26 protein-coding genes are annotated in these 24,082 nt (G+C 67.2%); 17 read left to right on the top strand and 9 right to left on the bottom strand.

Annotated elements, in window-relative coordinates; translation table 11 throughout:
- Window positions 1–88: 88 nt before the first annotated feature.
- From AGI3411_RS10535 to AGI3411_RS10545, 3 genes are all read left to right on the top strand, one after another.
- A complete protein-coding gene (locus AGI3411_RS10535; RefSeq protein ID WP_129527321.1) occupies window positions 89–982 on the top strand; it encodes a LysR family transcriptional regulator in 894 nt (297 codons plus the stop codon).
- 82 nt (window positions 983–1,064) lie between these two features.
- Complete coding sequence (locus tag AGI3411_RS10540) at window positions 1,065–1,463, top strand: hypothetical protein (protein WP_129527322.1); 399 nt, start codon at window positions 1,065–1,067, stop codon at window positions 1,461–1,463.
- Between the two features lie 51 nt (window positions 1,464–1,514).
- Window positions 1,515–2,132 (top strand): hypothetical protein, encoded by a 618-nt coding sequence (locus AGI3411_RS10545; RefSeq protein ID WP_341867910.1) that lies wholly within the window; start codon window positions 1,515–1,517, stop codon window positions 2,130–2,132.
- A gap of 7 nt (window positions 2,133–2,139) precedes the next feature.
- Here the strand turns inward: AGI3411_RS10545 and AGI3411_RS10550 are convergent, their stop codons facing one another.
- A complete protein-coding gene (locus tag AGI3411_RS10550; protein WP_129527323.1) occupies window positions 2,140–2,541 on the bottom strand; it encodes a hypothetical protein in 402 nt (133 codons plus the stop codon).
- 143 nt (window positions 2,542–2,684) lie between these two features.
- Between AGI3411_RS10550 and AGI3411_RS10555 the strand changes: the two genes are divergently transcribed.
- Entirely contained in the window at window positions 2,685–3,260 is a 576-nt protein-coding gene (locus AGI3411_RS10555) for a hypothetical protein (protein ID WP_129527324.1), read from the top strand.
- 63 nt (window positions 3,261–3,323) lie between these two features.
- Complete coding sequence (locus AGI3411_RS10560) at window positions 3,324–4,367, top strand: histone deacetylase family protein (protein WP_129527325.1); 1,044 nt, start codon at window positions 3,324–3,326, stop codon at window positions 4,365–4,367.
- Here AGI3411_RS10560 and AGI3411_RS10565 read toward each other — a convergent pair.
- Complete coding sequence (locus AGI3411_RS10565; RefSeq protein ID WP_129527326.1) at window positions 4,355–5,254, bottom strand: LysR family transcriptional regulator; 900 nt, start codon at window positions 5,252–5,254, stop codon at window positions 4,355–4,357. The genes AGI3411_RS10560 and AGI3411_RS10565 overlap by 13 nt on opposite strands.
- A gap of 142 nt (window positions 5,255–5,396) precedes the next feature.
- On the opposite strand from AGI3411_RS10565, the gene AGI3411_RS10570 reads away from it, so the two are divergent.
- The gene (locus AGI3411_RS10570) at window positions 5,397–6,725 is read left to right on the top strand and encodes an aspartate aminotransferase family protein (protein ID WP_129527327.1); all 1,329 of its coding nucleotides are present in this window, start codon (window positions 5,397–5,399) and stop codon (window positions 6,723–6,725) included.
- Between the two features lie 56 nt (window positions 6,726–6,781).
- Entirely contained in the window at window positions 6,782–7,798 is a 1,017-nt protein-coding gene (locus AGI3411_RS10575; protein ID WP_129527328.1) for an amino acid ABC transporter substrate-binding protein, read from the top strand.
- Window positions 7,799–7,845: 47 nt separating this feature from the next.
- On the opposite strand, the gene AGI3411_RS10580 is transcribed toward AGI3411_RS10575, so the two are convergent.
- Window positions 7,846–9,177 carry an MFS transporter gene (locus AGI3411_RS10580; protein ID WP_129527329.1) on the bottom strand — a complete coding sequence of 444 codons (1,332 nt, stop codon included), beginning with the start codon at window positions 9,175–9,177 and terminating at the stop codon, window positions 7,846–7,848.
- A gap of 222 nt (window positions 9,178–9,399) precedes the next feature.
- Here AGI3411_RS10580 and cyoA point away from each other — a divergent pair, with 222 nt between their 5' ends.
- The 6 genes from cyoA to AGI3411_RS10610 all read left to right on the top strand — a co-directional run bounded on the left by cyoA (window position 9,400) and on the right by AGI3411_RS10610 (window position 15,550).
- Window positions 9,400–10,443 (top strand): ubiquinol oxidase subunit II, encoded by a 1,044-nt coding sequence (gene cyoA, locus AGI3411_RS10585; protein WP_129527330.1) that lies wholly within the window; start codon window positions 9,400–9,402, stop codon window positions 10,441–10,443.
- Window positions 10,444–10,514: 71 nt separating this feature from the next.
- Complete coding sequence (gene cyoB / locus AGI3411_RS10590; RefSeq protein WP_129527331.1) at window positions 10,515–12,521, top strand: cytochrome o ubiquinol oxidase subunit I; 2,007 nt, start codon at window positions 10,515–10,517, stop codon at window positions 12,519–12,521.
- On the top strand, window positions 12,514–13,155 hold the full coding sequence (cyoC, locus tag AGI3411_RS10595; RefSeq protein ID WP_129527332.1) for a cytochrome o ubiquinol oxidase subunit III: 642 nt from the start codon (window positions 12,514–12,516) through the stop codon (window positions 13,153–13,155). Before cyoB ends, cyoC begins: the two co-directional genes overlap by 8 nt.
- Window positions 13,152–13,553: a cytochrome o ubiquinol oxidase subunit IV gene (gene cyoD, locus AGI3411_RS10600; protein WP_129527333.1), complete on the top strand. Its 402-nt coding sequence runs from the start codon at window positions 13,152–13,154 to the stop codon at window positions 13,551–13,553. Before cyoC ends, cyoD begins: the two co-directional genes overlap by 4 nt.
- Window positions 13,553–14,329, top strand: a complete 777-nt coding sequence (locus AGI3411_RS10605) for an SURF1 family protein (RefSeq protein ID WP_129527334.1) — start codon at window positions 13,553–13,555, stop codon at window positions 14,327–14,329. The genes cyoD and AGI3411_RS10605 overlap by 1 nt, the downstream gene beginning before the upstream one ends.
- A gap of 114 nt (window positions 14,330–14,443) precedes the next feature.
- Entirely contained in the window at window positions 14,444–15,550 is a 1,107-nt protein-coding gene (locus tag AGI3411_RS10610; protein WP_129527335.1) for a porin, read from the top strand.
- A 27-nt stretch (window positions 15,551–15,577) separates the two neighbouring features.
- On the opposite strand, the gene AGI3411_RS10615 is transcribed toward AGI3411_RS10610, so the two are convergent.
- Window positions 15,578–16,360, bottom strand: a complete 783-nt coding sequence (locus tag AGI3411_RS10615) for an AraC family transcriptional regulator (protein WP_129527336.1) — start codon at window positions 16,358–16,360, stop codon at window positions 15,578–15,580.
- Between the two features lie 85 nt (window positions 16,361–16,445).
- On the opposite strand from AGI3411_RS10615, the gene AGI3411_RS10620 reads away from it, so the two are divergent.
- Window positions 16,446–17,624: an MFS transporter gene (locus AGI3411_RS10620; RefSeq protein ID WP_244240313.1), complete on the top strand. Its 1,179-nt coding sequence runs from the start codon at window positions 16,446–16,448 to the stop codon at window positions 17,622–17,624.
- A gap of 19 nt (window positions 17,625–17,643) precedes the next feature.
- On the opposite strand, the gene AGI3411_RS10625 is transcribed toward AGI3411_RS10620, so the two are convergent.
- A complete protein-coding gene (locus tag AGI3411_RS10625) occupies window positions 17,644–18,123 on the bottom strand; it encodes a nucleoside deaminase (protein ID WP_208748056.1) in 480 nt (159 codons plus the stop codon).
- A gap of 170 nt (window positions 18,124–18,293) precedes the next feature.
- On the opposite strand from AGI3411_RS10625, the gene AGI3411_RS10630 reads away from it, so the two are divergent.
- Window positions 18,294–19,634: a ParB/Srx family N-terminal domain-containing protein gene (locus tag AGI3411_RS10630; RefSeq protein ID WP_129527338.1), complete on the top strand. Its 1,341-nt coding sequence runs from the start codon at window positions 18,294–18,296 to the stop codon at window positions 19,632–19,634.
- A 16-nt stretch (window positions 19,635–19,650) separates the two neighbouring features.
- Here AGI3411_RS10630 and AGI3411_RS10635 read toward each other — a convergent pair whose 3' ends face one another.
- Window positions 19,651–20,256: a glutathione S-transferase family protein gene (locus AGI3411_RS10635; protein ID WP_129527339.1), complete on the bottom strand. Its 606-nt coding sequence runs from the start codon at window positions 20,254–20,256 to the stop codon at window positions 19,651–19,653.
- Window positions 20,257–20,374: 118 nt separating this feature from the next.
- Here AGI3411_RS10635 and AGI3411_RS10640 point away from each other — a divergent pair, with 118 nt between their 5' ends.
- Window positions 20,375–21,358 (top strand): helix-turn-helix transcriptional regulator, encoded by a 984-nt coding sequence (locus tag AGI3411_RS10640; protein WP_129527340.1) that lies wholly within the window; start codon window positions 20,375–20,377, stop codon window positions 21,356–21,358.
- A 99-nt stretch (window positions 21,359–21,457) separates the two neighbouring features.
- Window positions 21,458–21,904, top strand: coding sequence for a gas vesicle protein (locus tag AGI3411_RS30250; RefSeq protein WP_208748058.1), 447 nt, complete (start codon window positions 21,458–21,460; stop codon window positions 21,902–21,904).
- A gap of 19 nt (window positions 21,905–21,923) precedes the next feature.
- On the opposite strand, the gene AGI3411_RS10650 is transcribed toward AGI3411_RS30250, so the two are convergent.
- From AGI3411_RS10650 to AGI3411_RS10660, 3 genes are all read right to left on the bottom strand, one after another.
- Window positions 21,924–22,913 carry a bifunctional helix-turn-helix transcriptional regulator/GNAT family N-acetyltransferase gene (locus AGI3411_RS10650; RefSeq protein WP_129527341.1) on the bottom strand — a complete coding sequence of 330 codons (990 nt, stop codon included), beginning with the start codon at window positions 22,911–22,913 and terminating at the stop codon, window positions 21,924–21,926.
- Window positions 22,914–22,992: 79 nt separating this feature from the next.
- Window positions 22,993–23,622 (bottom strand): DNA-3-methyladenine glycosylase I, encoded by a 630-nt coding sequence (locus AGI3411_RS10655; RefSeq protein ID WP_129527342.1) that lies wholly within the window; start codon window positions 23,620–23,622, stop codon window positions 22,993–22,995.
- Window positions 23,623–23,645: 23 nt separating this feature from the next.
- A complete protein-coding gene (locus AGI3411_RS10660) occupies window positions 23,646–24,077 on the bottom strand; it encodes a lysozyme inhibitor LprI family protein (protein ID WP_129527343.1) in 432 nt (143 codons plus the stop codon).
- Window positions 24,078–24,082 lie beyond the last annotated feature (5 nt).

The following is a 24,082-nucleotide window of genomic DNA, read 5'->3' on the forward strand; positions in this document are numbered from 1 at the left end:
GAAGGCCCTCATGATCCGGATCGGCCGGTGATGTAAAAATCAGCCTGAAATTGAGTTAAGGTTCGAAAAAACCGAAGTGAGCCGCGCCATGCTGAACTACCGACATCTCTACTATTTCTGGATGGTCGCCAAGGAAGGTGGCTTTTCGCGCGCCGCCGAAAGGCTGGACATGGCCATCCAGACCATCAGCGCCCAGGTCCGCGAACTGGAAAAAAGCCTGGGCCATCAATTGCTCAAGCCGGCAGGCCGCGGCGTGGCGCTCACCGACGCCGGCGAAGCCGCCTTCGCCCGCGCCGAAGAAATCTTCCAGATCGGCCACGCGCTGCCCCAGGAAGTCCGCGCAGCCGCCACCAAGCCCGTCATGCGCCTGGCGGTCGGGCTGTCCGACGGCATCTCGAAACTGGCGGTCCACGCCCTGCTCGGCCCGGTGCTGCACACGCCGGACCTGCGCCTGACCTGCCACGAAGGCGAGGTCCAGGAACTGCTGGGCGAACTCGCCCAACACCACCTGGACCTGGTGCTGGCCGGCCAGGGCGCACCGGCCAACCCCAACCTGCGCCTGACCAGCGACCGCCTGGTCTCGTCGCCCGTGGACTGGTATGGCCCCGCCAAGTGGGTGCGCAAATCCGACGCGCGCGATTTTCCGCGCTGCCTGGAGCGCCTGCCCGTGCTGCTGCCCACCGGGCATTCTGTGTTGCGCCAGACGCTGGACCGCTGGTTCAGCGAACTGGGCATCCACCCCAACGTAGTCGGAGAATTCGAAGACAGCGCGCTCATGTCCGTATTCGCGGCCCGGGGGCTGGGCGTGTTCCCCCTGAGCCGGCTGGGCGGCGGCGACATCGGCCTGCTGCGCGGCCTGCGCCCCCTGGCCCGCTGCGATGACGTGCATGAGGAAATCCACGCGATCCGCAACCGGCGGGGGCAGCACCATCCGCTAGTCCAATCCGTGCTCATGCACGCGCAGACTTCGGTTTTTTCTTAATGTTTGTCACACTAATTCTGGTTTTTCGGAAATAGAATCCGCTTTATCGTGGCCTTCCCTTGAATATCGGAGTACCACTTCAATGAAAAAGATCATCTGGCTCGCCTTCGCCGTGCTTGCCGCACTCTGGACCGGGCTGGTGGCGCTGACGCTGCAATTGACCGACTGGGTCCTGTCCTCGGTTGCTTCCGCGCAAGTGCCGGGCGCCGCGCTCGACACCTCCCAGTGGGTCGCGCCCGCCTGGGCGGCCGCCTGGGTCGATCCCGCCTGGCTGCAGACCCTGCAATCCGGCCTGGTCTGGGCCGCGCAGGGCCTGAACCAGGTGCTGCCGATGGCCGGCAGCCTGGGCACCCTGATCGCGGTGCTGGGCTGGATCTTCTGGGGCTTCATCATCGCCGGCCTGCTCGTGCTGGCGCTGATCCTCCACTGGCTGGCCGGCAAGCGCGAGCAGGCCGAGGCCGCCGGCCGCCAAGTGGTGTAATAGGGCAGGCAACGCGGCAGCCCGGCGCGCTGCCCCTCAAAGGAGCCCGCCGTGCCCGTTGTCCATCTGCGTATCCTGCCCCTCATCCTGGCAGCCTCGAGCGCCGCCATGGCGAACGCCCAGGCCTCGCCCGCCTACGGCGTCGAGGTCTGCACGCTGACGGGCACCTCCGGGGAATACAGCGTCCGCGTGCGCAATACCGGGTCCGGGCCACTGGCCCGCGCCGACATCGCCGGCGTCCGCCTGGATGCCGGCGGCCAGGCCGGCGAGCATCTCAGCGTCTCGCTCGCCGACATCCCCGCCGGCAAATACAAGACCGCGGTGCTCGGCCGCCACGGAGATTCCGTCGCGCTGGTCAGCATCGCAACCTATGTGTCCGTCCAAGGCGCCGAAACCCGGCAGGAAGACCTGTATGCCGGCAAGGTGGCGCACGTCTCGCCGGGCTCCGCCCTGCCCTACACCCTGGCGCCGCTGGCCGTGCGCGGCTGGACGGTGGCCTATGGCTCGAAGGCCGGCCCGAAGCTGGATGCCGGCAGCGCGGTGTTGCTGATCTATCCCGCCCGCCCGGGCAAGAAACCGGATGCCACCCGGCCGGAAGCCGGCCGCACGCCAGCCAACGTCGTGCCCCTGGCGCCCTGCCGCGCGCCGGCGGCCGGCAAGCGGCCCTGAAACACGCTCAGGCGCCGTGGAGCAGGTCGCGCTCGTTCAGCAGGGCATAGACGATTTCGGGACGGCTGTCGAAACTGCGCCGGATGGCGGCAGGAATGGCGGCCCGCGTCTTGCGGCACAACCCCGGCTGCTCGTCGAGCTGGATGGAAATACCGCGCGAGGTGCGCACCTCGTTGTCGCTGGGCGTGATCGTGATCACGATGCCCAGCTGCGCCTGGATGCGGCCCTGCATGGCCCTCAGGTCGTCCAGGCTGGCGAGGTTCTCCAGCCGGGCGACCAGGCGCCGCTCCTCTTCCCGGGTCAGCCGCAAGACGCGGAGGTCCGCGACCGGATCGGCCAGCAGCCGCTCGCGGTCGCACACACAGGCGCCCGGCGGGCATTCTTGGCGAATGGGAAACGGAAGGTTCATGGCGCGGGAGCGCTCCAATCAGTCTGGCCTCTCCTGGAATTCTACCCAGGATCGCCCCGGCGGCCGCCTGCGGACCCCGCTCGTAAACCCGCGATAGGCTGCGGCATAATGCCCCGCATGTCTTCCGGCGCAAAGGACCGCACGTGAAAGGAATACTGCTAGGAGCGGTGCTGGCAGCGCTTGGCCAAACGGCCTGCGCCCGCGACCACCCCTATGCCGTCGCCCCCGGCCTGTCCGCGGTGGTGACCGTGACGGGACTGCAGGACGAACAGCGCCTGCTCGTGCGCGTGAACGACGGCCCGGAACGCGAAATCGCGCGGTTCGGTAGCGACGAGGAAGTCGACCAGTTCCAGGACGTGGACATAGACCACGACGGCTACCGGGATTTCGTCATCGGCCAGAGCGGCGGCGGTGCGCAGGTCATGTCGCGCATTTTCCTGTACCGCCCGCAAGACCGGGCTTTCCGCGAACTGCGGCACCCGGACAGCGCCTCCAGCCCCTGCCATGGCTTCGTCAATCCGGTTTTCGACGACACCCGGCCCGCGTTCGCCGTGGCGTGCCGCTATGCCGCGACCGACTATGGCTTCGAGGACTACACCGTGTGCCCGGATGGCACGGCGCAGGCGACCTCCTGGTCCCGGCGCAGCGGCGAGTCGACCACGCGGCTGCGCCCGCCCGCTCCGAAGGCCGGCACTTGCCGGACCGCAACGAAGAAATAGCCGCCCGCCAGTAGTACAGTGGCGCTCCCGCCCTCAACCGCTACCGCCAAGGACACGTACGCCGTGCAGATCTTCCACAACCCCGTCCACGAGAAACATGCCGGCCGGCAGGAGATGTTCCGCGGCAAGCTGGTCCCCTGCCACGAAACACCAGCGCGCCTGGAGTACGTGCTGGAGGCGCTGCGGCAGCGCGGCATCGGGGACCTGCGCGCCCCATCGGCGGCGGACATCGCCCTGATCAAGCGCGTGCATACGCCGCGCTACGTGGATTTCCTCGCCAGCGCCTGGCAGGAATGGGTCGCGCTCGACCCGGCCAACGCCGGGCTCGACGTGCTTCCGTCGATCTGGCCGGTACGCGGTTTTCGCCACGATGTCGAACCCACCAATTTCGCGGCGCGCGTCGGGCTGTTTTCGTTCGACAGCGGCTGTCCGCTGACCGCCGGCACCTGGGAGGCCGCGCTTGCCGGCGCCGCCTGTGCCATCGACGCCGCGCGCGCGGTATCGGCCACGAGCGGCAAGCACGCCGCCATGGCGCTGACGCGCCCGCCCGGCCATCACGCCGGTCCTGACTTCTTCGGCGGCTATTGCTTCCTGAACAACGCCGCGCTGGCCGCCCAGGCGCTGCGCGAAGCCGGCGCCGCCCGCGTCGCCATCGTGGACGTCGATTATCACCATGGCAACGGCACGCAAAGCATCTTCTACGAACGCGCAGACGTGCTGACCGTCTCCGTGCATGGCGACCCGACCACCGAATACCCGTTCTACCTGGGCTACGCCGACGAGCGCGGCCAGGGCGCGGGAGCCGACTGCAACCTGAACCTGCCGCTGCCCGCCGGCACAGGCTTTGCCGACTGGACGCGGGCGCTGAAACAGGGCCTGGCCGCGGTCCGCGCCTTCAAGGCGGACGCGGTCGTGGTCGCGCTGGGGGTGGACACTTATGAAGGCGACCCGATCTCCCGGTTCAAGCTCAAGAGCGCCGACTACCTGCAGGTCGGCCGCCTGCTGGCCGGCCTGGACCTGCCTGCGGTATTCACCATGGAAGGCGGTTACGCGGTGGCGGACGTGGGCACCAACGTGGCGAACGTGCTGGAAGGCTACGCCGGCTGAGCGGCCGTCCGCATCCGTTCCCATAGCGCTGCCACCGACGCGCGCGAGTCGGCCCGGTCCTTGAACGCAAGGATCGACACCTCGATGTCCCAGCCGCGGTTGGGCAGCGGCGCCAGGTCCGCCGCGGCCAGGCGCTGCAGCGCGCTGTCGGCCAGCCAGGCCACGCCCAGCTCCTGCGCGGCCATGTCGCCCAGCACGTCCGACATTTCGGCCTCGAACACGCGCACGCCGTGCAGCGGCTCGGCCGCCGCTTCTATCGCGGCGTCGATCAGGCGGGCGAAATACACATTGGCCGAATACATCAGCAGCGGCACGGGCCTGGCCGCCGTGCCGGGCAAGTCCAGCCCCGTCCGCGCGATCAATGCGCGCGCGGCATACGGCCGTATCAGCTCGCGGCCCAGCGTCAGGCAGTCGTAGCGAGCCGGATCGAGCGGCAGCGGCTGGGCCAGCTGATGGAAGCAGATGAGGAAATCCGCCGCGCCCGACGTGAACGCCGATACGGTGTCGTGCACATTGCCCGTCTGCAGGCTGCAGCTGAGCAGCTTGCCATCAGTCCATGCGCGCCACCATTTCGGCAGATGCGTGGTCGCCAGCGCATAGGACGTCGCCAGCCGCAGCTGATTCTGGGCAGGCACCCCCGCGATGCCGGCGCGCGCCTCGGCAAGCTGGTTGACCAGCTCTATCGCGGCATCGCGGAAGCGTTCGCCCGCCTCGGTGAGCTGGGTGGGAAACGCGGACCGGTCGATCAGGCGCGCGCCTACCCAGTTCTCCAGGCTCTGGATGCGTCGGCTGAACGCGGCCTGCGACAAATTGCGCGCCTCCGCCGCGCGCGTAAAGTTGCGCACTTCCGAAAGCGTGATGAAGTCCTGCAACCATCGGGTATCCATGGGGCTCCTTGCGTATTGCGCATCGGCCATGCGCGCGACGCATCGCCACGCATGCTTACTTCGCATTGGACGGCCTGCGCGCCCTGCCGGACACTGCCTCCGTCGGTTCCGCATTGGAGCCCACCCGCCACGGAGTGTAAACATGGAAAAAACCCTGCGCGACGCTGCCCGCGAGTATCTCGTCCGTTACGGCGGCGATACCTTCCCGAACCTGTTCACCTCCGCCAAGGGCGCGGTCGTGCGCGACGATACGGGCCGCGAGATCCTGGACTTCACCTCGGGCCAGATGTGCGCGACCATCGGCCACAATCACCCCGCCATCGTCGCCGCCGTGCATCGCGCGGGCGAAACCGCCTTCCATTTCTTCAGCGGCATGATTCCGGAAGCCGTGGCCCAGCTGGCGGCGACAGTGGCGCGCGACTGGATGCCCGCCGGGCTGACGAAGTCCATCTTCGTCAACACCGGGTCAGAGAGCAACGAAATCGCCCTGCGCATGGCCAAGATGCACAAGAGCGGATTCGAGATCCTGGCCATCGGCGGGTCCTGGCACGGCGTCACGAGCGGCGCGGGTTCGGTGTCGTACGCCAGCGACCGCAAGGGCTATGGCGTTCCGCCCGCCGGCGTATTCGTCATGCCCGAGCCCAACGCCTACCGCCCCTACATCACGGGCATGGATGCCGAGCAGTCCGCATTGGCCTGCCTGGAAATCGGCCTGAAGATGTTCGACATGGCCTCCGCCGGCAGGCCGGCCGCCATCATCGTCGAACCCGTCATCAGCGCGGGCGGCGTGCTGGTCCCGCCCAAGTCCTACATGCAGGCGCTGCGTGAGGCCGCCGACGCGCGCGGCATGCTGCTGATCTTCGACGAAGCCCAGACCGCGTTCGGCCGCATCGGCTACCGCAGCGGCTCCGAGTACTTCGGCGTCACGCCCGACATCATGAGCGTGTCCAAGACGCTGGGCGGCGGGCTGCCGCTGGCCGCGGCCATCACCACGCCCGCGATCGAACAGGACGTGCACGAGAAGGGTTTTACCTTCTACACCAGCCACGTATCGGATCCGCTGCCGGCCACGGTGGGCCTGGCCGTGCTCGAAACCATCGAGCGCGAACACCTGATCGAACGGGCCCGCACCCAAGGCGACTACCTGCGCCGCGGCCTGCTCGAATTGCAGCAGCGCCACGAAGCCATCGGCGACGTGCGCGGCCTGGGCCTGCTGCTGGGCGTGGAGCTGGTGCAGGACCGCGAAACGCGCCAGCCCTTTCATGAGCTGGGCGCCCTGACCACGCAGCGCTGCTTCGAGCTGGGCCTGTCGATGAACATCCGCCGCCGCCCGGAACGCGGCTCCGTCTGGCGGATCGCGCCGCCGCTGACGGTCAGCAACGCGGAAATCGACCGCGCCATCTCGATCCTGGACCAGGCCCTGACCGAAAGCCTGGAAAAAGTGTCGAAGCCGGCGGCGCGCGCCGCCTGATGCCTGTTCCATCAACCCATCCCGCGCCGGGCCCGCCCCGCCGCCAGGAGAACGACATGCCGCAACGCAAACTCGCCATCTGCGCCCTGGCGCTTGCCGCCGTATCCAGCCAGGCGCTCGCCGGCCCCACGCTCGACGCGGTCAAGAAACGGGGATACCTGCAATGCGGCGTCTCGACCGGCATCCAGGGCTTCTCCGCCCCGGACAGCAAAGGCGTCTGGCACGGGCTGGACGTGGACATGTGCCGCGCAATCGCGGCGGCCGTGTTCAACGATGCGACGAAATTCCGCCTGACGCCGCTTACGACGCAGGCGCGATTCACCGCGCTGCAGTCCGGCGAGGTTGACGTGCTGACACGCAACGTCACGCCCACGATGGCGCGCGACACCACGCTGGGCCTGCTGAGCGTGGCGGTCAACTACTACGACAGCCAGGGCGTGATGGTGGCGCGCAAGCTGGGGATCAAGGCATTGAAGGAACTGGACGGCGCCACGATCTGCGTGCAGCCCGGCACCGTAACCGAACTCGACCTGGCCGACTGGTTCCGTTCCCGCTCGCTGCACTTCAAGCCGGTGGTCATCGAAAAATACGATGAAATCGTGCGGGCTTTTGCCGCCGGGCGCTGCGACGCCTTCACCTCCGACAAGTCGCAGCTGGCCGCCACGCGCATGACGCTGGAAAACCCCGGCAGCTATGAGATCCTGCAGGAAAACATTTCCAAGAGCCCGCTGGGCCCCATGGTGCGCCAGGGCGACGACAACTGGATCAACGTCGTGCGGTGGTCGTTCTACGCCATGCTGGAGGCCGAAGAGTTCGGCATTTCTTCCTCGAACGTCGACGCGCAGCTGAAGGTCAATAATCCCAACGTGCAGCGCATCCTGGGCGTCACGCCCGGCATGGGCCGCAACATGGGCGTGGACGACCGCTGGGCCTACAACATCGTCAAACAGGTGGGCAACTATGGCGAGAGCTATGAGCGCAACCTGGGCATGAGCAGCCCGATGCAACTGCCGCGCGCGCTGAACGCGCAATGGCGCGACGGCGGCTTGATGTACGGCTGGCCGGTGCGCTAGCCGGCCGCCACGGCCGGGCCGCGCTGGCGGACAGCGCGGCCTTTTTTTTAGTCCCGCGTTTCCAGGACCTTGTTGATGCGCAGCGCGAGCAACGTGCAAGCCGCGCCCGACAGCAAGTAGATGCTGACCGCGACCAGCCCGAAGCGCGCCGACAGGCCCAGGGCCACGAGGGGCGCGAACGCCGCGCCGATCAGCCATGCCATATCGGAGGTGAGCGCCGCGCCGGTGTAGCGGAAGCGCCGGGTGAAATTGGCGGTGACGGTGCCCGACGCCTGGCCGTAGGACAGCCCCAGCAGCACGAACCCCACCAGGATGAACGCGTCCTGCGCCTTCGGCCCGCCGCCCAGCAGCCACGGCGTGAACAGGGCGAACACCGCGATCAGCGCCGCCAGCAGGCCGAGCGTGGTACGCCGGCCGATGCGGTCGGCCAGCCATCCCGAGGCGATGGTGCCGAGGATGCCCAGCGCCGCGCCGATGATCTGCACGATCAGCACGTCTGGAATCTGCTGCGTGGCGCTGACGGCGATCCATGACAGCGGGAACACCGTGACCAGGTGGAACAAGGCATAGCTGGCCAGCGCGGCGAACGCGCCGATGAAGAGGTTGTAGCCTTGTTCGCGCACCATCTGGCCGGTGCTGATGGGTTCGAGTTCGCCTTCTTCGAGCAGCTGCGTGTATTCCTCGGTGACGACCAGGCGCAGCCGCGCGAACAGGGCGACCACGTTGATGGCGAACGCCACGAAGAACGGATAGCGCCAGCCCCATTCGAGGAAGTCGGCTTGCGTCAGCGTCACGTGCAGGAACAGGAACAGCGCGCTGGCCACCATGAAGCCCACGGGCGCGCCCAGCTGGCCCAGCATCGCGTACCAGCCGCGGCGGTTGGGCGGCGCGTTCAACGCCAGCAGCGATGGCAGACCGTCCCAGGACCCGCCCAGCGCCAGCCCCTGCAGGCAGCGGAAGGCCGACAGCAGGACGATGGCGTGCACGCCGATGGCGTTGTAGCTCGGCAAAAACGCCATGCCCACCGTGGCCGTGCCAAGCAGGAACAACGCGATGGTCAGCTTCGTTGCGCGGCCCCAACGTCGCTGCACGGCCATCGACAGCGCGGTGCCGATGGGCCGCATGATGAAGGCGAACGAGAAAATGACGAAGGACCAGAGCGTGCCTTCCAGCGGCGCTTCGAAGGGGAAGAAGACCTGCGGAAACACCAGCACGCAGGCGATCCCGAAGACGAAGAAATCGAAGTATTCGGAGGCCCGGCCAACCACCACGCCCACCGCGATTTCGCCCGGCGCCACCTTGGCGTGGCTGCCGCCGCCCGCCGCGGGCGGTTGGGGAAATGAAGGAGCGTGGCCCGGATATTGCGTGGTGGTCGCCATGTGATTGCTCGCTGAAGGAGGTTCGAAATACGCCTTGTCTACGATCCTGCAACACACCTGTACGCGGAGAGCCCGTCTTGCGCAGAGCCGCCCCATTCCTGGGATGCAGCCCTGGTCCGCATGCCTTGCCCCGCATATTTTTGTTCTTTTTACCCTAGATTTTTCGCGGCTTCCAGCGTAGTGTTGCGTTTACTTCCCACGGTTACGTTTCGGGGTATGGTCATGCCGTCCTTCCCAAGGCTCCGCGGATTGATCCTGTTTACCGCCCTGCCATTGCTCACCGGATGCAATGCGGTGCTGCTCTCGCCCTCGGGCGACGTGGCCGTGCAGCAGCGGAACCTGATCCTCATCTCGACCGGCTTGATGCTGCTCATCATCGTCCCGGTCATCATCCTCACCTTGCTGTTCGCGTGGCGCTACCGCGCCAGCAACAAGACCGCCCGCTACGATCCGGAATGGAACCACTCCACCATGCTGGAGCTCCTGATCTGGGCCGCGCCGCTCCTTATCATCATCGCGCTTGGCGCCCTGACCTGGGTCAGCACGCACCAGCTCGACCCCTACCGCCCGCTCGCGCGCCTGTCGGAAGGCCGCGAAGTGCCTCCCGACACTAAGCCGCTGGTGGTCGAAGTGGTGGCGCTGGACTGGAAATGGCTGTTCGTCTACCCCGAACAGGGCATCGCGGCCGTGAACGAAATGGCAGCCCCCGTCGACCGCCCGATCCAGTTCAAGATCACCTCGTCGACGGTGATGAATTCCTTCTTCGTCCCCGCGCTGGCGGGGCAGATCTACGCCATGCCCGGCATGCAGACAACGCTGCATGCCGTCATCAACCATCCCGGCGAATATGAAGGCCTGTCCGCCAACTACAGCGGCTCCGGCTTCTCCGGCATGCGCTTCAAGTTCCATGGCCTGGACCAGCAGGGCTTCGACAAATGGGTGGCCGACGCGCGCGCTTCCGGCGCCGCGCTCAGCCGCGACACCTACCTGAAGCTGGAACAGCCCAGCGAACGCAATCCCGTCCAGCGCTACGCGTCCGTCGCGCCCGGCCTGTTCGAAGCGGTTGTGAACCGCTGCGTGGAACCCAACCGGATGTGCATGCGCGATGCGATGGCCATCGACGCGCAGGGCGGCATGGGCATCCCCGGCGCGCTCAACGTCACGACCCTGGACCCGGAAACGCGGCAGCGCCTGGGGCTCGACGGCGCGCCGGCGCGCAAATACGTGGGCGCGATGTGCACGGCCACGCAGGGACTGGTGCTGTAGCGGGTTGCGGCAGCGGCGGTGCGGATGCGGCGCGGACTTCATGAAATCCTGGTCTTTATGGTGGAATCGAGATGCCTGATCAACCAGACCTCACCAAGCTGATCTTCGGTCGACTGACCTGGGACGCCATTCCGTTCCACGAGCCGATCCTTCTCGCCACCTTCATCGTGGTGGCGATCGGCGGCATCGCGGTTCTGGGCGCGATCACGTACTACCGCAAGTGGGGCTACTTGTGGCACGAATGGTTCACCAGCATCGACCACAAGAAGATCGGCATCATGTATGTCGTGCTTGGCATCGTGATGCTGCTGCGCGGCTTCGCCGACGCCATCATGATGCGCTTGCAGCAGGCCGTGGCGTTCGGCGATTCGACGGGCTACCTGCCTCCCCACCACTACGACCAGATCTTCACCGCGCACGGCGTGATCATGATCTTCTTCGTGGCCATGCCGCTGGTCACGGGCCTCATGAACTACATCGTTCCCCTGCAGATCGGCGCGCGCGACGTGGCCTTCCCGTTCCTGAACAATTTCAGCTTCTGGATGACGACCGGCGGCGTGATACTGGTCATGATGTCGCTTTTCGTGGGCGAGTTCGCGCGCACCGGCTGGCTCGCCTATCCACCGTTATCCGGCATCGCGAGCAGTCCGGATGTGGGCGTGGACTATTACATCTGGGCATTGCAGATAGCGGGGGTGGGAACCCTGCTATCCGGCGTCAACCTGCTGGTCACCATCGTCAAGATGCGCGCCCCCGGCATGAGCATGATGCGCATGCCCATCTTCACCTGGACGGCGCTGTGCACCAACGTGCTGATCGTGGCGGCCTTCCCGGTCCTCACCGCGGTGCTGGCCCTGCTGTCCATGGACCGCTACGTCGGCACCAACTTCTTCACGGCGGACTTCGGCGGCAACGCCATGATGTACGTGAACCTGATCTGGATCTGGGGCCACCCCGAGGTCTATATCCTGATCCTTCCCGCCTTCGGCATCTTCTCCGAGGTGGTTTCCACCTTCAGCCGCAAGCGTCTGTTCGGCTATGCCTCGATGGTGTACGCCACGGTCGTGATCACGGTGCTGTCGTACCTGGTGTGGCTGCACCACTTCTTCACCATGGGGTCCGGGGCCAGCGTGAACTCGTTCTTCGGGATCACGACCATGATCATCTCGATCCCGACGGGCGCCAAGATATTCAACTGGCTGTTCACGATGTACCGCGGCCGCATCCGCTTCGAGGTCCCCATGCTGTGGACGGTGGGTTTCATGGTGACCTTCGTGATCGGCGGCATGACGGGCGTGCTGCTGGCCGTGCCGCCCGCCGACTTCGCCCTGCACAACAGCCTGTTCCTGATCGCGCACTTCCATAACGTGATCATCGGCGGCGTGCTCTTCGGCCTGATGGCGGGCATCACGTACTGGTTCCCCAAGGCCTTCGGCTACCGGCTCGATCCCTTCTGGGGCAAGTGCTCATTCTGGTTCTGGCTGGTGGGCTTTTATGTCGCCTTCATGCCGCTGTATGTGCTCGGGCTGATGGGCGTGACGCGCCGCGTCAACCACTTCGAGGATATGTCGCTGCAGATCTGGTTCCAGGTGGCGGCCTTCGGCGCGCTGCTGATCGCCTGCGGCATCGCCAGCTTCCTGATCCAGCTGGTGGTGAGCTACCGCCGCCGCGAGTCGCTGCGCGACGAAACCGGCGACCCCTGGGACGGCCGGACCCTGGAATGGTCCACATCCTCGCCGCCGCCCAACTACAACTTTGCCTTCACGCCGCGCGTGCACGACCTGGACGCCTGGTGGCAGATGAAGCAGCACGGCTACCAGCGGCCGCAGCAGGGCTTCATCCCCATCCACATGCCCAAGAACACGTGGGCGGGCATCGTGCTGGCAGGCATCAGCGTGGTAATGGGTTTTGCGTTGATCTGGCACATGTGGCCGCTGGCGGTGCTGTCGTTCGCGGCGCTGATCCTGGTATCCATCGTTCATACCTTCAACTACAAGCGCGATTACTACGTGCCCGCCGACGAGGTCGTGCGCACGGAAGACGCCCGCACGCAATTGTTGGTGAAAAATAATGTCTGATACCCTCGCCCCCACCCTGCCCGGCGGCGCGACGCCGTCCTCGGAGCCCATATTCCACGTTCCGGGCGAACACCATCCCAAGAACGGCACGCTGCTGGGTTTCTGGGTATACCTGATGAGCGACTGCCTCATCTTCGCCTGCCTGTTCGCCACCTACGGCGTGCTGGGCCGCAACTACGCGGCGGGCCCGTCGGGCGCCGACCTGTTCGACCTGCCGCTGGTGGCGGTGAACACCTCGCTGCTGCTTCTGTCATCGATCACCTACGGCTTCGCCATGCTGGAGATGCGGCGCAACCGCATCGGCGCCACGCAGCTCTGGCTGGCCGTGACGGGCATTCTCGGCCTGGGCTTCCTGTCGCTGGAACTCTACGAATTCGCGCACCTGATCCACCAGGGCGCGGGCCCGCAGCGCAGCGCCTTCCTGTCGTCCTTCTTCACGCTGGTCGGCACGCACGGGCTGCACGTCACCTTCGGCATCGTGTGGCTGGTGACGATGATGATCCAGGTGCAGATGCATGGCCTGATCCCCGAAAACCGCCGCCGCCTGATGTGCCTGTCCATGTTCTGGCACTTCCTGGACCTGATCTGGGTCGGCGTGTTCACCTTTGTCTATCTCATGGGAGTCCTGCCATGACCGCGCATACGGATCACCTGGCCCATCCGGGCGGCCACGACGGGCACCATGACGACGACGATGGCGCCGCCCACGGCACGCTCAAGAGCTACATGACCGGCTTCGTGCTGGCGGCCATCCTGACCGCCATTCCGTTCTGGCTGGTCATGGAGCGGGTCTTCGCGGATTCGCGCACCACCGCGCTGGTGATCCTGGCGTTCGCCGTGGTGCAGATCGTGGTCCATATCGTCTACTTCCTGCACATGGACACCAAGTCGGAAAGCGGCTGGAACATGTTGGCGTTAATATTCACGCTGGTGCTGGTCGTCATTACGCTCAGCGGATCCATCTGGATCATGTATCACTTGAACTCCAATATGATGCCCATGTCCACCCACGACATGCGCAAAATGCCCTGATGCCCGCAGTAAAAGAATCTTCTTCCGGCGACCCCCCCCGTAATCCGCGCAGCGCAACCACCCTGGTCATCCTGGGGGTGGTTGCCGTCGCCATTTTCGCGGGCCTGTGCGCCCTGGGCACCTGGCAGGTGCATCGCCTGGCCTGGAAGCACGCCCTGATCGCGCAGGTCGACGCGCGCGCCCATGCGCCCGCCACGCCGGCCCCGGGCCGCGGGGAATGGTCCGCGCTGACCTCCGACAACGCCGAATACCGCCGCGTCTCGGTCACCGGCGTCTATCAATACAACCGCCAGACGCTGGTGCAGGCGGCGACCGAACTGGGCAGCGGCTATTGGGTCATGACGCCCTTGCAGCTTGCCGACGGCGGCACGGTGCTGGTCAACCGCGGCTTCGTGCTGCCGGAATGGCGCAAGGGCCAGGCGGATGCGGCGCAACCGTCCGCGCAGGCCAGCGTGACGGGCCTGCTGCGCATGGGCGAGCCGGGCAGCGGCTTCCTGCGCAACAACGATCCCGCGGCCAACCTCTGGTACTCGCGCGACCTTCCCGCGATCGCCGCCGCGCGCAGCTTGGCGGACGTGGCGCCGTACTTCATCGATGCGGACGCCGTGGATGGCGCACGCGATGCCCGCAAGGCCCCCGTCGGCGGCCTGACGGTGCTGACGTTCCCCAACAATCACCTGGTGTACGCCATCACCTGGTATGCGCTGGCGGCCATGGTGCTGGTTGGCGCGTTCATCTTCGTGCGCGAGGAAAAGCGCGCTCGCCGTAAGGGCTGAATCCGCCGGCCAAGGCCGGTGTCCTACAATGAAGGCTGGGAACACCACTTGGCGCTATGCGCTGCGTGGTGTTCCCTTTTTGTTTTTTCAACCCTTCTACAGGAGTCCTCCCGGATGAAAAAGACGTTGCTCGCAGCCGCAATGTTCACCACTTTTGCAGGCGTCGCTCAGGCAGAAACGTCGGTCACTCTCTATGGTGTCATCGACACCGGCATTGGCTACAACAAGATCAAGGGCGATGGCTACAGCGGTAGCAAGCTCGGCATGATCAACGGCATCCAGGCCGGCTCCCGTTGGGGCCTGCGCGGTTCCGAAGATCTGGGCGACGGCCTGCGTGCGGTATTCAAGCTGGAAAGCGGCTTCGACTCCGCCAACGGGCAGCGCGGGCAGTCCGGTCGCCTGTTCGGACGCCAGGCCACCATCGGCCTCGCCAACGACGCCTGGGGCTCGCTGGAATTCGGGCGCCAGGCCACCATCGGCTCGAACTACCTCGCCGACATCGATCCGTTCTACACCAGCTACACGCAATCCAACCTGGGCCTGGGCTTCAGCGCCGCCAACACCATGCGCTGGGACAACATGGTCATGTACCGCACCCCCTCGGTGAACGGTTTCGAGATGGGCGTCGGCTATTCCTTCAACGCGGACGACACAACTGCGGACCAGACCGGTTTCCGCACCGCCGACAACACCCGCGGCATCACCGCCGGCCTGCGCTACGTGCAAGGCCCGCTGAACATCGCGCTGACGTACGACCAGCTCAACGGCTCCAACCGCGCCGCCATCGACCACGACGCCACCCCGCGCCAATATGCCCTGGGCGTGTCGTACGACCTGGAAGTGGTCAAGCTGGCGGCCGCCTACGGCCGCACCACCGACGGCTGGTTCGTCGGCCAGGACCTGCCCGCCGGCACGCCGTTCAGCGACGAGTTCGGCACCAACCGCTTCGTGGACGGCTTCAAGGCCAACTCCTACATGCTGGGCGCCACCCTGCCCGTCGGCGGCGCCGGCAGCCTGTTCACCTCGTGGCAGCACGTCTCGCCGAACAACGACAAACTCACCGGCGGCGACACCAACATGAACGTCTGGAGCGTGGGCTACACCTACGACATCTCCAAGCGCACCAACCTGTACGCCTACGGTTCGTACGGCAAGGACTACGCCTTCATCGACGGCCTGAAGAGCACGGCCGCGGGCGTGGGCGTGCGTCACACGTTCTAAGCATCCGCGCGGTACCGGGCGCCGGCATCAGGATCGTGCCGGCGCCTTTTTTCGTCCTGGGGGTTCGCCGTAAGTGCGCCGGTACATGGCAATGAACGCGCTGTCGCTGGCGTATCCCATCGCATGCGCCACCGCGGTCACGGACGCGCCTTCGGCCAACCGGGCCCGCGCCGCCAGCAGGCGGCACTGGGTGCGCCAGCGGCCGAACGGCAGGCCGGTTTCGGCCAGGAACAGCCGCGCCAGCGTGCGGCCGCTGGCGCCCACGCGGCCGGCCCAGTCATCGATGGACAAGGGGCAGGCCGGGTTGGCCAGCAGCTCGCGCGCGATGGGCGCCAGCCGGCGGTCGCGCGGCATGGGCAGGTGCAGGGGCGCCGCTGGCGCCGCGGCCAGCTCGTCGAGCAGCGTGTCCACGATGCGCGCCTGGCCCGCGTCCAGCGCCGCGTCCGCTGGCCACTGCGTCACGCGCAGAATCAGCTCGCGCAAGAGCGGATTCACGTCCAGGATCATCGGTTCGACGGGCAGCCCGGGATAGGCCGCCACGTCGAAATACAGGCTGCGATAGGCAAACCTGCCGTGCATGGCGGTGCGGTGCGCGCACCCCGCGGGCAGCCACGCGGCCTGCAGCGGCGCCAACTGGCCGACGCGGTCCGGCAGATACAGCGTGACGCCGCCCTCCGCCTGGTAGAGCAATTGCGCTCGCCGGTGCGCATGCCAATCGGAGGCGTGCGCGCGCGTGTCGACGGCCATGCCCACCACGGGGCAGGCGGCCGTGTCCGGATCGGCAACGGCATCTGGCGAATAGTGCGGCATGTCAGATATGCGATGTTTTTTGGCTAGATATCGTGATTTTGCTTGCTCTCGCCTGGATACGCTAGTGCCCTTTTGCTCCAGGTCCATGATGTCTCCTGCCCTCCGCCTGCGCGACGGCCTGCCGCCGCGCGGCCTGATCATCGCGCTGCTGGCACTGCCCCAGATCGCCGAAACCATTCTTGCTCCCGCCCTGCCGGATCTCGCCCGCCACTGGCGGCTGGACGCGGGCGCCGCCCAGTCCGTCATGGGCATTTTCTTCCTGGGCTTCGCCGTGGGCGTGCTGCTGTGGGGGCACCTGGCGGACGCCTGGGGCCGCCGGCCCGCGCTGCTGGGCGGACTGGCGGTCGGCCTGGCGGGAACGCTCTGCGCGCTGTTCGCGCCCCGGTTCGAGATAGTGCTGCTGGGGCGGTTCATCCAGGCACTGGGCCTTGCCACCTGCTCCGTCACCACGCAGACGCTGCTGCGCGACCGCCTGCGCGGCGAGCCGCTGACCCGCTACTTCGTGACGCTAGGCGCCGTGCTGGCGTGGTCACCCGCCGCCGGGCCGCTGGCCGGGCAATTGGTCTCGAACCGGCAGGGCTACCAGGGCGTGCTGGCGGCGATCGCGCTGGCCATCGGACTGGCGCTGCTGGCCGGCATCGCGCTGCTGCGGGAGACCCGCGGCGACGCCGCCAGGCATGTCGCGCTACCCGTCCTGGCCCGGCAGATGCTGGGCGACCGTTCGCTGCGCTGCGCCGCCGCGCAGGTCGCCGGCCTGAACCTGCTGGTGTTCTCGTTCTATTCGGCGGGCCCCTTCATGACGGGCCCGCTGCCCGGGCTGGGCTTCGGCTGGATCGGGCTGGCGGTTGCCCTGGCCGGCACCCTCGGCGCCCTGTTCAATGGCCGCCTGCCGGGCGGCGCGGGGCCCGCGATACGCGTGGCGTATGGGCTGCGCTGCGTGCTGGCCGGCGTAGCGGCTCAGGCGGCCGCCATTCTGCTCGACCCTGCGCCTGGCCCACTGTGGGCCTTGGCCGCGCTACCCCTGTTCGCGGGCTACGGGCTTGCCATCCCGAACCTCCTGGGCCCGGCGCTGCAGCACTATGGCCATTGCCTGGGACGCGCCGGCGCCCTGTTCGGCGTGGCCTACTACAGCCTGCTTGGGCTGGGGCTGGCGGCCACCTCCTGGCTGCCCTTCGAGTCGCCGCGGCCCCTGTCCCTGGCCTGGCTCGCGGTCGCCGCCCTGTTGCTGGCCGCGCACCGCGCGCAACACCGCGGGAAAGACTGAACGCCCCGGCACCAGCCCGCTATGGCCGGCCCGCGGCCTGCCATTCGGCGTACAGGCCGTCTTCCCCGTCGGGCCGCAGCGCGCGCAGCGGCAGGGATTGCCCTTCGGGCGGCAGCGCCATCTGCGCATAGACGGCGGCGGTCGACAGGCCGTAGGGCTCGCCGTCCTCGTTGGAATAGGCGTAGAACGCGCGTGCGATTCCGCACATATGCATGGCGGCCATGCACATCGGGCAGGGATGCCCGCTGGCATACACCACGCATCCGTCCAGGCGCGGACGGCCCAGCGCGCGACTGGCGTGCCGGATGGCCTGGATCTCGGCGTGGGCGGTGGGATCATGCGAGGCCAGGATCTCGTTGACGCCGCGCGCCACCACCTGCCCCTCGAACGCAACCACCGCGCCGAACGGGCGGCCGCCGCCGCGCATGTTGTCCCGCGCCAGGGCCACGGCCTCGCGCATCAGGGCAGCATCGGTCAAACGGGTATCTTCGGCAGGCATGGCGAATCTCCAGAAAGTGGATCGATCGGCCCGACGGCGGACCGCGGCATGCGGGCATTCTTGCACGTTCGCGGCGACGGTCCGCGGAAATCCGGGCCAGTGCAATCTCCCGGCAACACAGGTAGCCCATCATCGGCTACCTTTTGAAACATAGATCCCAAAACGGCCCGATGATCCCGACCTCCCCGCTTTCGCGATTCTCTCTTCCCAGCGCCCGCCCGCAAGCCTTCCTGCGCCTGCTGGCGGCGGCCCTCCTGCCCCTGGCTCTGGCGGCCTGCAACGGCGGCGGGGACGACGACGACGAGCCGGTCAGCGACCCCCCGGCGGCCGTCGAACCGCCCCCCGCCACGGAAACCCCGCCCACCCCGCAGACGCCGCCGCGCAATGCCGCCTACCTGGACACCAAGGCGGGCGACGTCATCCGCGTGCGCATCGAAGAACTGCGCCCTACCCAGGCCGCCATCGGCTACGACCAGATCTATTACAAGCTGGGCCGCTGGCAAGGCGATTTCGACCGCGCCACCTGGGCGGCCGATCCCGTGCTGCAACTGGACTACCTGAACCGGACCGTCGGCAAGAAATTCGACGACTATTGCGAAGACATGGGCGGGACCGAACGCGAGCAGGCCTTCCAGACCATCGCCGAAGCACGCGCCGCCCGCCTGGACCAGCCCGACACTTTTGCGTGCAAGGACGCGCCCGGCACGCATGCCGCCAACCTCAAGACCGTCGTGGTCGGCTGGGACGGCAATCTCTACCTGACCGACGGCCACCACACGTTCTCGTCGCTGCGCGCCATCTTCGACGGCGGCCCCAAGCTGCCGGTCTGGGTCAAGGTGGACGCCAACTACAGCAACCTGGCCGGCGCGTCGGCATTCTGGCAACGCATGGTCGATGAACGGCGCACCTGGCTGCGCGATGGCCAGAACCAGCCGATTACCGTGGACCAGCTGCCCTCCCGGCTCGGTCTGGCCAGCGCCGAGGAACCCGGCGGCATGCAGGAAGACCGCTACCGCTCGCTGGTGTACTTCACCCGCGACATCGCCTACGGCAACGGCAATCTGCCCGAGTTCGCCGAGTTCCTGTGGGGCGACTGGCTGCGCCGCCAGGCCGTGGGCGGCCAATTGCCCGCCCTGGACCAGTACCTGATGGCCGCGCCCGCCACCACAGCGCAGATCCTCGCCCCCAGCACCCTGGGCAAGGACCTGCTTCCCGCCGGCGCGAACGACAGCTACGCCGCCGCGGTGCGCGACGCTTCGCTGAAAATGGGCGCGCTGGCCGATACCGACATCGTGTACGACGACCGCGACGCCGCCAGCCTGGGCCGCATCGCACTCGAGCCCAATGCGGCCAGCGGCTCGCCCACCAAGAAGGCCCGCGACACCCTCGAAGAACTGCCGCGCCACGACGTCAAGGCCGACGGCACCCCGCGCGGCGCGGGCAAGCTCTGGTTCGCCGTGAACTACCGCAGCTGCGGCAAGCCGGCGGCAGGCACCTGCTGGGGCTGGTAGGAACGGTGCAGGGTCCCTACGCGTCGATCTGCATGGCGGGCCTGGCCTGGACCTTGCCCAGCCAGACCTGCACATGCGGATGCGAGGCCACCCTTGCCCCCAGATAGGCGCTATAGCCGATCACCGATCCGACCACCAGATCGGCCAGCGAATAGGCCGCGCCCAGCATCCAGGGCTGGCGCGACAGATGGCCGTCCAGCACCTCCAGCAATGCATCCACGTCGCGCAGGACGCGCTCCGCCTCGGCGCCGCCTGGCGCGTCCTCGCCCTGCGTGGCGAGATACAGGCGCATTACCGCCGCGCCGTAGCTGACATAGGACCAGGCGCACCATGACATCGCCAGCAGGCGTTCAGGCGTGCCGGCGGCGGGCCACAGGCCGCGCTCCACGCCGTAACACTCTCCCAGCCACAGCTGTATCGCCAGGGCTTCGAACAGGGGAGCGCCATCCACCGTCAGCGTGGGAACCTTGCCGTTCGGGTTCAGCGCCAGGAACGCCGGGCGGCGCTGTTCCCCCGCCGTGATATCCACCTTGACGCGCTCGTGCGGCACGGCCAGTTCGGCAAGCGCGCAGGCCACCGGGGTCGCGCTGGACATGGGGTGCCAATAAAAGACGATAGACATGGGCAAATCTCCAATTCAATCAAGGGACAGGCGTCGCGGCCGGTGCCGCCGACGACGGAAGCCACTGTAGAATCCATTGCGGACAGATTCCGCCCTCGATACAAGTTATCGTTCCCCGATGCTTACTTCCAGCAACCGTCTCCTGCGCCTGCTGTCGCTGCTGCAGACCCGCCGCCATTGGGCCGGAACCGAACTGGCCGCGGCGCTGGCCATCCACCCCCGCACCCTGCGGCGCGACATCGACAAACTGCGCGAGCTGGGCTACCCCATCCATGCCAGCAGCGGCGTGGCCGGCGGCTACGCCTTTCGGGCCGGGCACGCCCTGCCGCCCCTGCTGCTGGACGATGACGAAGCCCTGGCCGTGGCGCTTACGCTGCGCACCGCGGCCACGGGCACGATCGGCGGCATCGAGGAAACCGCGCTGCGGGCGCTGGTAAAGCTGGAACAGGCCATGCCGCAACGCCTGCGGCGCCGGGTGGACGCCCTGCGTTCGGCCATCGTGCCGGTGCCGCGCGAAGGCGCCGCCGTCGACGCCACGCTGCTGGCCACGCTTGCCGCCGCCTGCCGCGACCAAATGCGGATCGGCTTCGACTACACGGACGGCAAGGGCCTGGCCAGCACCCGGCTGGTCGAACCGCAAGGATTGGCGCATACCGGGTATCGCTGGTACCTGGTGGCCTGGGACCCGGCGCGCGACGACTGGCGCACCTTTCGCATCGATCGCATCGCGGGCGCCCCGAAAATCGGCGCGCATTTCGCGCCGCGGCCGCCGCCCGAAGGCGGCGACCTGCGCGCCTACGTGTCGCGCGCGGTGAACATGGCGCCCCACCCCGAACCGGCGCGCGTGATCCTGCATGCGCCGCGCGCCGTCATGGCTGCGCGGATCCCGCCGGGCGCGGGCCAGATTGAACCGCTGGACGCCGCGCGGTGCCTGCTGCAATGCCCCGTGCATTCGCTGGACGCGCTGGTGTACTGGCTAATGGCGCTGGGCGTGGAGTTCGAGGTCCTCGCGCCTGCGGCGCTGCGCGATCGCCTGCGGCTGGCGGCGGAAAGGCTGGCGCGCAGCCTGGAAAGAATGCCGGCTCCCGAAGCAGGGGGATAAGGGCCGAATCTGGCTGTTTTTCGGCCTATTTCATCCCGCGTATTTCGCCCGCAATTCGAGTATCTTGGCTGCTTTCCAGAACATCCCAAGAATCCCTCCATGAACAACGTTCCCAACGCCAACCCGGGCGCCGGCGGCGCGCCCGACGCCGACGCCTTCCTGCAATTCCTGGTCAACCTGGTCAACAACGGCAGCCAGATCGAAAGCATCGGCGTCACCCTGCAGATGGGCGGCATGCTCGTGTCGGGCTCGATCGTGTCGGGCGCGAAATACTTCGATAGCTTCGCGGCCAGCTTCACGGGGTCGCTAAACACGCTGGACGTGGCCGCCCGCGACGCCGTGCACGCCTCCCTGGCGGAATTGGGCGACGTCTTCCGCGTACCGCAGCCGGCCGATCCGCTGCCGAACTACATCCATCTGGCCGACGCCTTGTTCTTCACCGCGGACGGCACGCCCATCGCCGGGCAGCCCACGCTGTGGCGCGGCCGCACCAGCTCGGTCGACGGCTTCATCCTCGGCCGCCTGCAGGCCGAAACGGCGGGCTGACGAGCCCGCCTTCCAGGTGTCAGCGCGGCCCGGCGCCCGGGTTGCGCCGCACGAAGCGTTGCTCCGTCACCACGCGGCCCCATTGCCGGCCTTCCGACTCGTCCGTCAAGCCGAAGCCGGCCGCTTCATAGAGATGCCTGGCCGCGTCCAGCCCCTTGAAGGTCCAGAGGTAGGTTTCGTCATACTGCGCATCGGCGAACGCCAGGGCCCGCGCCAGCAGCGCGCGGCCCACGCCCATTCCCCGCAGCGACTCGTCGACGATGAACCAGCGCAGATGCGCCTGGCGGGCGGCCAAGTCGCCGTCGATCACGATCGAGGCCAATGCCCTGCCGCCGTCCACGTACAGCCATAGGTTCCTGCCCGCCGCGGGCAGGCCTTCGGCGAACGCCGCCAACTCGGTGGCGACCTTGCGTTCGAAATACACGCCGAAGCCCGAGGCCTGCGCGTAATACCGCGCATGCAGGCTGGCCACGTCGCCGATGCAGCCCGGCACATAGCCTTCCCGGATCAGGGGTTCGATACCCCCTGCTTCCCCGGCCTGGGCCATGTTGGGATTCTCTTGCGATAGGGCATCGGCGTAGAGCGAAAGAAAGCGGATCAGCGATTCCTGGTCGGCCGGAACCAGCCGCCTGAGCGCGCGCGACACCTGGTCGGTGGCGAACTGGTCGATCCGCCCCCGCAGCTCGAGGCCTGCCTCGCTCAGGTACAGGCGCGACGCGCGCGCGTCATCGCTATCGGTTTCACGGGTCAGCAGCCCGGCGGACTCCAGTTTGGCCACCTGGCGGCTGGTATTGGATTTGTCCAGCCTCAGGATCGCCGCCAAGTCGCGCGCCTGGATGCCCGGCTGCAAGCCGATTTCGATAATGGCGTGAACCGCCGACGGCGCCAGTTCGCTGCCGGCCAGCGACGTGCGCATGAAACCCAGTTCGCGAACCAGCTTGCGGGAGAACTCCCGCAAATCCTGGATGGTCTTGTCCCGGGACTGGGAGGGAATATCGATCAGGTCCATGGCGCGCCTAAAAAGTTGCGACTCGCAACCAATATACTTGCGAGCCGCAACCAATTCAAGCCCCGCACACCCGGGCACGCTAGGACGGCCGCTTGAAGCCGGCCCGCGCCTGTTCGATGTCCTCGCGGCAGGCGCAGCCGTCCAGATGGTCGTTGACCATGCCCACCGCCTGCATGAACGCATACATGGTCGTCGGCCCCACGAAGGTCCAACCGCGCTTCTTCAGGGCGCGCGACAACGCCGTGGACGCGGCCGAGGTCGGATTGTTGTTCCAGTAGTCCAGGTCCACCGCCGGGGGCCGGTCCTGCGGCGGCGGTTCATGCGTCCATAGCCAGCCCGACAGGGAACCCGTTTCGTCGGCCAGGGCCCGCGCGCACCGGGCATTGTTGATGGCGGACAGGATCTTGCTGCGGTTGCGCACGATGCCCGCATCGGCCATCAGGCGTTCCACGTCGCGGTCCGTGTAGCGCGCCACGCGTTCGAAATCGAAATCGTCGAATGCGGCGCGGAACGCTTCGCGCTTGCGCAGTATGGTGATCCAGGCCATCCCGGCCTGGAAGCCTTCCAGGCAGATCTTCTCGTACAGCCTGCGGTCGTCCGCCACCGGACGGCCCCATTCGTGGTCGTGATAATCGGGCATGGACGGCTGCCAGAAGCAGCGCGCCACGCCCTCGCCGTCCGTAATCAGACCGGAATTGCCGTTGCCCATGCAGTCGCCTTCCCGGATCGCCGTTACGGTTTGCCCGGCACCGGACAAGTCAGGTCACCCTCTTCGCACTTCAGGTAGGCCTGCAATTCCTTGGTGCGCGCCTGCGTCAGCTTGTCCAGGCAGGTGCTCAACGCCATCGGATAGGCGCTGCCGCCCGACGTGCCCGCCGACGCGAAGGCGCATTCCGCGTCGCGGAAAAACAGCCAGGCCCGCTGCGCGGCGTGGAACTGGGTCAGCGCGGTTTTGTCGTCCTTCAGGCGCGCGTTCACTTCCTTGTAGGCAGCGTTCAGATCGGCGTCGGACTTGCGGTACGCCTGATCGGCGCACATGCTCATGTCCGTCTGCGTGGCCGCCTTGCTGCAGTCGATCGGCCGCAATTGCGGCTGTGGCTGCGCCTGCGCGCCAGCCGCCTGCATCAGCATCAGGCCGGCTGCCGCCATGATCGCGATACGCATGAATT

Source organism: Achromobacter agilis, assembly GCF_900496965.1.
GTDB classification, from domain to species: Bacteria; Pseudomonadota; Gammaproteobacteria; order Burkholderiales; family Burkholderiaceae_B; genus Achromobacter; species Achromobacter agilis.